At 36.3% G+C, this 9,577-nt stretch carries 8 protein-coding genes; 4 read left to right on the top strand and 4 right to left on the bottom strand.

The window, feature by feature from the left end; all coding sequences use genetic code 11:
* Positions 1-254: 254 nt before the first annotated feature.
* The 3 genes from G3O09_RS20735 to G3O09_RS20725 all read right to left on the bottom strand — a co-directional run bounded on the left by G3O09_RS20735 (position 255) and on the right by G3O09_RS20725 (position 3,674).
* The gene (locus G3O09_RS20735; protein WP_163103335.1) at positions 255-1,415 is read right to left on the bottom strand and encodes a hypothetical protein; all 1,161 of its coding nucleotides are present in this window, start codon (positions 1,413-1,415) and stop codon (positions 255-257) included.
* Entirely contained in the window at positions 1,412-2,608 is a 1,197-nt protein-coding gene (locus tag G3O09_RS20730) for a glycosyltransferase (RefSeq protein ID WP_163103334.1), read from the bottom strand. Before G3O09_RS20730 ends, G3O09_RS20735 begins: the two co-directional genes overlap by 4 nt.
* 115 nt (positions 2,609-2,723) lie before the next feature.
* Positions 2,724-3,674, bottom strand: a complete 951-nt coding sequence (locus G3O09_RS20725) for an NAD-dependent epimerase/dehydratase family protein (RefSeq protein ID WP_163103333.1) — start codon at positions 3,672-3,674, stop codon at positions 2,724-2,726.
* 428 nt (positions 3,675-4,102) lie between these two features.
* On the opposite strand from G3O09_RS20725, the gene G3O09_RS20720 reads away from it, so the two are divergent.
* From G3O09_RS20720 to G3O09_RS20705, 4 genes are all read left to right on the top strand, one after another.
* On the top strand, positions 4,103-4,867 hold the full coding sequence (locus tag G3O09_RS20720) for an SDR family NAD(P)-dependent oxidoreductase (protein ID WP_163103332.1): 765 nt from the start codon (positions 4,103-4,105) through the stop codon (positions 4,865-4,867).
* 20 nt (positions 4,868-4,887) lie between these two features.
* Positions 4,888-5,535: an NAD-dependent epimerase/dehydratase family protein gene (locus tag G3O09_RS20715; protein ID WP_163103331.1), complete on the top strand. Its 648-nt coding sequence runs from the start codon at positions 4,888-4,890 to the stop codon at positions 5,533-5,535.
* A gap of 87 nt (positions 5,536-5,622) precedes the next feature.
* Positions 5,623-5,925 carry an ArsR/SmtB family transcription factor gene (locus tag G3O09_RS20710; protein WP_163103330.1) on the top strand — a complete coding sequence of 101 codons (303 nt, stop codon included), beginning with the start codon at positions 5,623-5,625 and terminating at the stop codon, positions 5,923-5,925.
* Between the two features lie 458 nt (positions 5,926-6,383).
* The gene (locus G3O09_RS20705; RefSeq protein WP_163103329.1) at positions 6,384-8,057 is read left to right on the top strand and encodes a ribonuclease J; all 1,674 of its coding nucleotides are present in this window, start codon (positions 6,384-6,386) and stop codon (positions 8,055-8,057) included.
* Positions 8,058-8,317: 260 nt separating this feature from the next.
* Here the strand turns inward: G3O09_RS20705 and G3O09_RS20700 are convergent, their stop codons facing one another.
* A complete protein-coding gene (locus G3O09_RS20700) occupies positions 8,318-9,562 on the bottom strand; it encodes a helix-turn-helix domain-containing protein (RefSeq protein ID WP_163103328.1) in 1,245 nt (414 codons plus the stop codon).
* Between the last annotated feature and the right edge of the window lie 15 nt (positions 9,563-9,577).

Here is a 9,577-nt window from a genome sequence, read left to right as displayed (position 1 = left end):
TTCCAAAAACGACTAAACCATCGTGCTCCGATTGAGTATCGAATCACGATGGCTGCATAGTCTTTTTTAGAGCTGTCTACTTGACGGGGTTAAGTCCAGTTTAACAGGCTCTTTTAAAATTCCATTTAGAATTTAGATGTTAGGTTATATGTGGTTTGATTGTTTATCGATTGCTGGGATAGGTGGAAGGAATAGATGATTTGAGTAAAGTAATACAAGGTTTGAATTTCCATATAGGTGAATTTATGCTGATTTTATCCGATCAACGTCGTGCTATCAGGTAGCCATCTTTGGTACGCTTTAGAATCTGTTTCCTTTACAAATTCCAGGAAAGAATCTAAAAAGTTTAATTGCTGAAGGTTTTCAAATAATTCGATAGGTTTTCTTTTTTCAAGTGTAAATGAAAATACATGGTCTAATAGTTTAAAACCATCATTGGTAATAATAATGTGGCGCAGAGGTGCATCAATTTGTTTAAATCGATTATTTTCCATTTGAGTTAAAATATTATACAGTTGTTTTGAAATTTCCTCTGGTAACTTCGATTGTTTTTTTAGATAGGTATTCAAATCTGGACCTGATAGATATTCCATTTCAATATAATTAGGTCCAGTTTTATAGACTTTAGGAATAAAAGATAGCTTTTGAGATGATAATAAAACTTCTTTTTCTTGCCTTGCATAATCCTCTCTACCATAGATTTTCACACAACGATTTTCGTCCAATCTATAAACAGCACCTTGATGTCCTTTGCCAATTAATAGATGAGAAACAGTACTATCAGCTTTTACACCGTGCCCTTTTGCTCCAGAAGTTACCATAAAGCTTTTATAATCTATTTTCTTCTGATTGAAAACTCTTTCCCACTCTTTATAGGTTTGAGGTTCAAGTTTTTTGACTTGCGTTAAGAAAGAGTCCTTTAAAAGTAATAAATGTAAATCTCTTAATAATTTTATAGGAACAGAGTGCATACGTTTAAAGGCATTTACATGGTCAACTAATTTTAGTTCATTGTTAACTATAATAATATGACGAAGGGGGGCATCTAACATAGTATACTTAGCCTTTTTTAGTTCCATTAAAACATTTAATAATTTTATAGTTATTTCTTCAGGCATGTACATACAGTCAAGGAGATAGTCTCTTAAATTTGGACCATCAAAATAATCCATCACAATATAATTTTTTCCAGACTCATAGATTTTCGGCATAAAGTTTAATTTTTTTCCTGCTTTAAGTGCTTCAACTTCCATCCTTGCTTGAACTGGATCTGCATAAATTTTCACACATTTTTCTTCTGAAAGTTTAAATACGGCACCTTGAGACCCTTTGCCAATCAAAGGATAGTCGGTAGGGTTATTGATCTCAAGAATTTTTAGTCTTTTGGTCACCACAATAGATTTAAAATCGCTCATTTTCGTCCTCCTAACAGCTCGTCATAATAGGTAGCTTGTAATTGTAGCTGTTTAATTAAGTCAAAGCTTTCCTCCACTTTTTTACGTGCAGCTACTGAATACGATTCCCAAAGGGCCCTATTGTTCAGCATAAATTCAAGTGCATTTGCAAGCTCATCCACGTTATTTTCCTCAACTAATACACCATTTACATGATTTGTGACCAATTCAGGTATTCCGGCATGATTGGTTGAGATAACGGGCACTCCGGTTGCCATAGCTTCCTTCAGTGTATTTGGGATTCCTTCTAAGTCGCCATTCGCTGCTGTTAAGCTAGCGGCACAGAATAAATCTGCATTGGACATATATTCAAATACCGTTTCTTTAGGAAGGTGATTTAATAGTTTAAAAGAGTCTCCTAAATTAAGCTCAGCAGCAAGAGATTTAATATCCTCTTCAAGCTTTCCACTTCCGATTAGAGTTAATGTTGCATTTGGGAATTTATCTTTGATTTTATGGAACGCTTTCATTAAAACATGATGCCCTTTCTTTTCTACTAATCTTCCAACTGTTAGGATGTTTTGGGACGTAGAGTCTACTTGAGGTGTTCTATACATGTATTTGTTTAGGTCAACCCCGCCATATAAAACTCGTATTTTTTCAGGAGGACACCCCCATTCTATCATTCTGTCAGCTAAATACTGACAAACCGGAAACAACAGATCACTTTGCTTAAAAAGTAATTTCATATTATCTACATAACTAAAATGCTGATCAGCAAGAGTGGCATCTCTTCCTCTAATACTAGTTACCAAAGGAAGATCTGTATTTTCCTTAAAAGGAAGAAGTAATATCCCTAATTGGCCATGATGGGCATGTAGGAGGGAGATATTATTTTCATTTACATATTCATTTGGTGAGAAGATTTCGTTGAGATAATGAACCTTTTCATTTAAAAGGGATAACTCTACCATATACTTAGGTTTACGTACTAAATGAATATAATCATATCTTGGGATTTCTCGAATCTGTGATATATATTGCGTTGGGTCAACCCTCAAATTTAAATGCAAAACTGTAGGCGAATTATTCTTCCCTATTCGGGATTTTAACTTTCCTTTATGGGAATGTTTATGTTTTTTATGGTCATGTTTTTTATGGTCGTGTCTTTTATGATCGTGTTTTTTGTGTTCGTTGTGTCCTTTGTGTTTCATTACCTTGCTCCTTTTACATTTATTTGTTCGCTTGGGCCCTCTTTGAATTAACCCTCAATCGACATTCATTAAGTTGTTTTAAACCTCCATCAACAATGTTTGGCACAGCCTACATTTAAAAAAGGGAATAGGCTGAACGGATATATTCAATTTCCCTAGCAAGTCCTTCTTTTAAGGAAATCTTTGGATCATAATCAAGCAGCTTTTGGGCATTCGATATATCTGCCCAAGTATGTTTTGGTTCTCCATTTAATTTGGGTAAATATACAATATTAGCTTTTTTACCTGTCAATTCTTCAATCATTAGGACTACTTCATTGACGGAGGCTCTTTCTTTTCCTCCAATATTTATGGTTTCCCCCACTACATTATCCTTCTTAATAATTGAAGAGGTTGCATTGATACAATCGCTAATAAAAGTAAAGTCCCTCGTTTGTGTTCCATCACCAAAAATAGATATTGGTTCATCATTCAGAATTTGTTTTATAAAACGATGGAAAGCCATATCTGGCCGTTGCCTTGGGCCATATACTGTAAAGAATCTGACCTTAACGATAGGGATGATATAGCTCTTCTGATACACATTGCATAAATGCTCTCCTGTCAACTTGGTAATTCCATATGGGGACAGAGGGGTAAGGATGTCATCTTCTGAGACTTTCCCGTTTTTCTCACCGTAAACTGAGGATGTTGAGGCATAAATGAATTTCTCGATAGGCTTATCTTTAATTGCCTCCAAAAGTCGCTGAGTGACGAAAATATTGTTAGTTACATAAGGATCAAAGTCTTTTCCCCAGCTAGCACGAACTCCTGGGATAGCTGCTAAGTGATAAATAATATCAACTTTCTCAACCAATTTATCTAAATCAGCTGTCAATAAGTCAATAGGATACAATTTAAACCTCGGATGAACCTGCAAATTAGCAAGGTTAATCTGTTTAAGGCTAGGTGGGGTCGGACCGATAAACGTGTCTACCCCAATAACTTCATTATTCTGGTCCACTAATAGTTGTTCGCAAAGATGCGAACCGATAAAGCCGGCTGCACCGGTGACTAGTATTCTCATCGTTGGGCCACACCTCATTTCAAAACGTTCTGGAGGAAATTAAAGGGGAACATGTAAATCTGACGCTGATTTATTCGAGAGCATGTTTAATACCTACTTTCTGTTCTAGACATGTTCTTTTCCCTTTTGGACAGGGAAGAGGGATGTCCAAATTTTCAGTAGAATGTTTCAGATAAACAACTTCCAAATTTAATCCTCCTGGGAGTTACTAGTCTTATTATATTTTTGGATACATCGTATGATTGGGTATTTAACACTGGAATCAATAAAAAAGACATTTGCTCATTCGTCTGTATGCAAAACCTTTATTATTTGGAGGAGCTTGGGAATCCTTTTCTATGGTTGACAGATGTATCACTATGAAATACTATACGTTTAAATGATTAAATGTTTAAAAATATAAACATTACTAAAAGGGAGATATAAAAATGATAAAAACAGTAATGATTACAGGAGCAACAAGTGGATTAGGCTTGGAATACGTCCATATATTTGCTAATGAAGGATATAATCTTGTTCTTGTTGCAAGAAACCAAAAGAAAATGGAGGAAATCCAAGGTAAATACCCTAATATCAAGGTAAGTATTGTCACTAAAGATTTAAGCTTGCCATACGCATCGAGAGAAGTGTTTGAGGATATAGAAAAACAAGGGATAGAGATTGATGTGTTGGTAAACAATGCTGGATTTGGACTCATGGGTGAATTCGATGAGCTAGATATCAATCAACAATTAAATATGATCCAGTTAAATATTTCAGCTTTAACGGAATTGACCTATTACGTGCTTCGTAAAATGAAAAAAAGGAACCATGGCAAAATATTAAATGTAGCCAGTACGGCTGCCTTTCAGCCAGGTCCTTTAATGGCGGTTTACTATGCGACAAAAGCATATGTATTATCTTTTTCTGAAGCACTAGTGGAAGAACTTTCAGGCACTTCTATTACTGTCACTACTCTATGTCCTGGACCAACTAAAACAAATTTTGGTGCGGTAGCAAAGGTTGAAGGAACAAAAATGTTTAAAAGTGCTATGCCGTCTGATATTGTCGCAAAGCAAGGGTATGATGCTTTGATGAAAGGGAATCGTGTGATCATTACTGGAGGATTAAATAGAGTCGGAACAATCGCTGCAAAATTTCTTCCAAGAAGCTTTGCAGCTAAAATGGCTAAATATGTGGCTAAACAGGATTGATAGGAGGAAGGGGTGAAGAGATGAAGCAAAGGTCGGCACTTGTATTAGGAGCTTCAGGACTGATTGGATCAGAACTGGTCCGAATTTTATTAGATTCACATGAATATAGTCAAGTTACGATTTTAGTAAGAAGAGAACTACCATATCAGCATCATAAGCTCTCGCAAATTGTAACGGATTTCGATAGATTAGATAACTATGATCAAGCTTTTAGAGTCGATGATGTTTATAGCTGCCTAGGGACGACTATTAAAAAGGCAAAATCAAAAGATAATTTTCATAATGTTGACTATGAATATACAATGAAAGCAGCCCACATGGCAGCAAAGTTTTCAGCTGGAAATTTCTTGACCGTAACTGCTCTTGGTGCGGATCCAAATTCACTGTTCTTTTATAATAGAGTAAAGGGAAAAGTAGAGAGAGAGTTGAAAAGGTTAGTCCTTCCTAGCGTGCATATTTTTCAACCATCATTGCTGCTTGGAGACCGTAATGAATACAGGCAGGGCGAAAAAATTGCAGAAGCGATTGGTACTCGGCTATCCTTTCTATTTGTCGGTCCATTACAGAAGTATAAGCCGATTGAAGCTAAAAGAGTGGCAAAGGGAATGTATGAAAGAGCACTTCAAAGCCAAAAAGGTTTCTTTATTCATCGATCTGAAAGTATTTAAGCAAAGGATTGAAAGGATTTACGGGAGAATTACAATATAATATGATTATTCATATTAATTGGTTGAGCATCAGAAAGGTGATAACATATGGGCAAAAATGCCATAGAAGTGTTTCGTTCATGTATACCGGTTTTTCAAAATTTAAGTGATTCCCATAGGCAAGACATCATTTTATTATTGGCTGAACATGATTCGTTAACGGTAAATGAAATTACTGAGCGATCAAAACTATCACGTCCAGCGATCTCTCATCATTTAAAATTACTTAGAGAATGCGGACTAATTCATGTAGAACAAAAAGGTACACAGAGGTATTATTCACTATCATTAGATTCATCAGTAAATCTATTGAAAGAATTAATTTCTACCGTAGAAAATGAATGTCTGTAGCGCGAGCAGGGCAATTTCATTGTTGCGTTCGAGAGTTTTAATTAATAAGAAAAAAGGCATTAGTGAACTGAATTGTCAGTTAACTGATGTCTTTTTATTATGCTGTTTTCGTAAACTTTGTTGCAATTTCAATGGAGTGGTTGATTTACGCTCCAGGATGCTCGCTTTCCGCGGGGCGGGCGGTGAGCCTCCTCGGCGCTTTACGCCTGTGGGGTCTCACCTGTCCCGCTGCTCCCGCAGGAGTCTCGCACCTTCCGCTCCAATCAACCTGTTTATTAACAGTTTGCTCTAACAAAACCATAAAAAAAAGCAACAACATTTTAGAAATCAGCCTTTTATAATAATATTTACAACTAAGAAAATAATCTTCTTTTCCGTTTATCTCCAACAAAATTAATGAAAGTAAATTTGAATGGGAATACTAATCCTATTTAATTGGAGTTGGGAGGAAAGAGAAATTGAGTAGCAATGAAAATATTTTATCAATTTTCGCCTTAGGCGGGGTAAATGAAATCGGTAAAAACATGTATGTAGTCCAATACTCAAACGATATCTTTATCATTGACTGTGGAGGCAAGTTTCCGGATGAGAGTTTATTGGGAATAGACTTAATTATCCCTGATATTACATACCTAGAAGAGAATAGAGATAAGATTCGGGCTTTAATTGTTACACATGGACACGAAGACCATATAGGTGGGATTCCTTATCTATTAAAGAAATTAAATATACCGGTTTATGCTACGCGTTTTACACTAGGTTTAATAGAATTAAAACTAGAAGAGCACAGGATTAAAAGAGATACGAAGCTAGTTCAGGTTGACTCGGAATCCCTACTTGAGATAGGAGAAGTAAAGGTTTCCTTTTTTAGAACGAGCCATAGTATTCCGGATTGTCTTGGAATTGTCTTACACACACCAGCAGGTAATGTCGTCCATACAGGTGACTTCAAATTTGATTTAACACCGGTAAATGATCAATATTCTGATATACATAAAATGGCTGAAATCGGTAGGGAGGGTGTATTGGTTCTACTTTCAGAGAGTACGAATGCAGAGCGAGGAGGATTATCACCAACAGAACAAATGGTAAGTAGCCATATGGACGAAGCCTTCATTAGAGCAACAGGGAAAGTCATTATTTCTACTTTTGCTTCTAATGTCAATCGTGTACAGCAGGTGGTTGATGCTGCAATCAAGACAAATCGTAAGCTCGCATTGTTAGGAAGAAGTATGGTGAATGTTGTATCTGTGGCAATAGAGCGTGGGTATTTGAAGGTTCCTGAGGGGATGTTAATAGAGGCCCATGAAGTCTACGATATGGATCCAGAAAATGTAGCTATCCTATGTACGGGAAGTCAGGGGGAGCCTATGGCAGCCCTTGCACGCCTTTCTACTGGAAACTTTCGAGATGTATCAATTTTTCCTGGAGACACTGTCATTTTAGCCGCTTCACCAATTCCAGGTAACGAACGTGATGTTTCCCGAATCATAGACAATTTATTTCAATTGGGAGCTAAGGTTATCTACGGATCCGGAAGTACTACCGGTATGCATGTATCTGGCCACGGCTATCAGGAAGACTTAAAGCTAATGCTGACTCTAATGAAGCCAACTTATTTTATTCCCATCCATGGTGAATATAGAATGCTGCACCATCATCAAACACTTGCAGAATCCGTTGGAGTGGAAAAAGAGAATACCTTTATCATCAAAAATGGAGAGGTTGTTGATATTGAAAACTCCATTGCCCGTCAGACTCGGAATGTGCCCTCGGGTGATACATATGTTGACGGAATGGGTGTGGGTGATGTGGGGGAAATTGTACTTCGGGATCGAAAACAACTTGCTGAAGATGGGATGCTCGTGATTGTACTTACAATTAATAAGCATGATCGAAAAATTGTTTCTGGACCCGATACCATATCACGTGGCTTTGTATACGCAAGGAATTCCGATGAATTGCTTAGAGAGGTTAATCGTCTCGTGAAACATGCAGCTACCGACTTACAGGAAGCAAATATAAGACAGTGGAAAGTAATGAAACAAAATATAAAAAAAGCGGTTGGCCAATATCTATTTGCCCAGACGAAGAGAAAGCCTATGATTCTTCCGATTATTATTGAAATTTAAATTCTGCATTATGATAAGGAAAAAAAGGATTACGACAGGATTCTGGTTGGGGTATTATCTCCCTTTACCAAGGTACATACTACTACACGTAAAAAGCCCTTCCTATAGGAGGGCTTTTTGGCGGGGAGAAAAATTCCCCATAAAACAGATTTTGTCATTTGGATAGTAGGTATTAATTGATTACATAATGCTGAATGCGTAGAGCCACAAAAACGGTTGATCTATCAAACTGAATACGAGTTATTAATTTCAATTAATGATTATACAAGTTCGTTGTTTATTCGGTACTTTTCCACAAAAGACAAAGCATAATTATTTGCTAGTTCTACTTCACCTTTTTTCATATAATAATCCAATAATTTAATTGCATAATGCTGCGTTGCGAGGCTATAACCCATCTTCTTAAAATACGGGTAAGCTTCTGTCTCTAAATAATGGTAATACTGCTCTTCTTGTTTTTGAATCTTATAGATATGTAATTGAAAATAGTGTTTATACATTGTATCTTTTAATTTATTTGCTATAGTGAACCCCTTCTTGGCCAAACGCCGCAAATCTGAGTCAGATGATAATCCGAGCTTTGTGACGGCATTTAAATATCCTTCCAGTGAAGCTAGATATTGAGAATTGGAGGGCTCTCGAAATTTCAAGGCCTGCTTATAATATTCAGAAGCCTTGTCATAGTTTCCGTAACGTAATTGCTGATAAGCATAATTGTGAAGCAGCAAGGCTTTTTGATGATCTAAGCCTAAATTATCTGCCATCTCAATTAATCTAGGGTACCCTGAATCTTTTGGATTGAAAATTTCTTCTTGCTCAACTTGAATCAGCATCAACATTTCTGACTCAATGATACGAGTAAAACTACCTGATTTTGTAAAAAAAGGAAGAGCCTTATTAGCGTAATAATAAGCTAATACACGGGAATCCATGCAAAGATAGGCAATAGCTAAATCATAATAATATTCAGGATTGTTATAATAGGTTATATCAATTTTTTTCAAAAAAGAAATGGCTTTATTATATTCTTTTTGGTAATCCAAAAATAATTTACCTTTAATGTGTAATAGCATGTTTTGATCGTACGGAGTATGATCAAGCCACCTGTCCATTTCATCAATAAGCGACTGAGCGAGGTTAACCTCCCCAATTAATAAATAATACCTGGTGAGTATCAGTGTATAGGATCGATAGAAATCAGGTATTTGTAAGAGAACAATGCCCTCCAATTGTTTCCTTCTGCTTTCTGCTTTTGCGAAGAGTTTCTGGATAATAGATTCATACCATTCTTTTAATAATAAATCCAAGCTTAAGTAGGTATCAATCTCTGACCTCATGTTTATGCGAAGCCTCTTGGCCAATAACTCAATTGTTTCCGTGGATACTTCTGTTAGACCCCTTTCAATCTTACTTATATGCGTTTTCGAACATATGTCTTTCCCTAACTCTGATTGACTTAAGCCTCGAAGTTCACGGTAAAATTTGATGATTTTTCCTTCAATCATGATGTCCTCCTCTAT

This window comes from Peribacillus alkalitolerans, assembly GCF_010882125.1.
Taxonomy (GTDB): Bacteria; Bacillota; Bacilli; order Bacillales; family DSM-1321; genus Bacillus_BN; species Bacillus_BN alkalitolerans.
The sequence above is the reverse complement of the archived record's forward strand: the minus strand, read 5'-3'. Positions and strand labels throughout refer to the sequence as shown.

What these genes read in the sequence shown, in the direction of transcription:
- G3O09_RS20715 (WP_163103331.1), top strand. Translation starts at nt 4,888, where the DNA reads ATGAAGCAAAGGTCGGCACTTGTATTAGGAGCTTCAGGACTGATTGGA.
- G3O09_RS20735 (WP_163103335.1), bottom strand. Translation starts at nt 1,415, where the DNA reads ATGAGCGATTTTAAATCTATTGTGGTGACCAAAAGACTAAAAATTCTT.
- G3O09_RS20720 (WP_163103332.1), top strand. Translation starts at nt 4,103, where the DNA reads ATGATAAAAACAGTAATGATTACAGGAGCAACAAGTGGATTAGGCTTG.
- G3O09_RS20730 (WP_163103334.1), bottom strand. Translation starts at nt 2,608, where the DNA reads ATGAAACACAAAGGACACAACGAACACAAAAAACACGATCATAAAAGA.
- G3O09_RS20725 (WP_163103333.1), bottom strand. Translation starts at nt 3,674, where the DNA reads ATGAGAATACTAGTCACCGGTGCAGCCGGCTTTATCGGTTCGCATCTT.
- G3O09_RS20710 (WP_163103330.1), top strand. Translation starts at nt 5,623, where the DNA reads ATGGGCAAAAATGCCATAGAAGTGTTTCGTTCATGTATACCGGTTTTT.
- G3O09_RS20700 (WP_163103328.1), bottom strand. Translation starts at nt 9,562, where the DNA reads ATGATTGAAGGAAAAATCATCAAATTTTACCGTGAACTTCGAGGCTTA.